A 1,016-nucleotide genomic window follows, 5' to 3' on the forward strand; every position below is an offset into this window, starting at 1 on the left:
AGTTCAATGGTACCGGTCACGTCAGTTGTACGGAAGTAGAACTGTGGACGGTAGCCTTTGAAGAATGGCGTATGACGGCCACCTTCGTCTTTGCTCAGAATATAAACTTCTGATTCGAAAGTGGTGTGTGGCTTGATTGAACCTGGTTTTGCCAGTACCTGACCACGTTCGATTTCGTCACGCTTGGTACCACGCAGCAGAACACCGACGTTCTCACCTGCACGGCCTTCGTCCAGCAGTTTGCGGAACATTTCTACGCCAGTACAAGTAGTTTTAGTCGTGTCTTTGATACCCACGATTTCAACTTCTTCACCCACTTTAACGATACCGCGCTCTACACGACCAGTTACCACGGTACCACGGCCTGAAATAGAGAATACATCTTCGATTGGCAGCAGGAATGGCTGGTCGATTGCACGCTCTGGTTCTGGAATGTAGCTGTCCAGGGCATCGGCCAGTTCAATGATCTTCGCTTCCCACTCTGCATCACCTTCCAGCGCTTTCAGAGCAGAACCACGGATAACTGGCGTGTCATCGCCTGGGAAATCGTACTGAGACAGCAGCTCACGTACTTCCATCTCAACCAGTTCCAGCAGCTCTTCGTCGTCTACCATGTCACATTTGTTCAGGAACACGATGATGTAAGGAACGCCTACCTGACGACCTAACAGAATGTGCTCACGCGTCTGTGGCATTGGACCGTCAGTCGCGGCAACTACCAAGATTGCGCCGTCCATCTGAGCCGCACCGGTGATCATGTTTTTCACATAGTCGGCGTGGCCTGGGCAGTCAACGTGCGCATAGTGGCGGCTTGGGGTATCGTATTCTACGTGAGAAGTAGAAATGGTGATACCACGTGCTTTTTCTTCTGGTGCGTTATCAATTTGATCGAATGCACGAGCATTACCACCGTAGGTTTTAGCCAATACAGTAGTGATAGCAGCAGTCAGGGTAGTTTTACCGTGGTCAACGTGGCCGATAGTACCAACGTTAACGTGCGGTTTTGTACGTTCAAA

Annotated in this window: 1 protein-coding gene; it reads right to left on the reverse strand. The window is 50.4% G+C overall.

Annotated features, from left to right (window positions below):
* Positions 1–1,016: elongation factor Tu (tuf, locus tag AACQ83_RS24235; RefSeq protein WP_112879927.1), on the reverse strand; the 1,016-nt coding region annotated here is incomplete at both ends.

The sequence above is a fragment of the Photorhabdus sp. S10-54 genome, assembly GCF_963878145.1.
Classification (GTDB): domain Bacteria; phylum Pseudomonadota; class Gammaproteobacteria; order Enterobacterales; family Enterobacteriaceae; genus Photorhabdus; species Photorhabdus kayaii.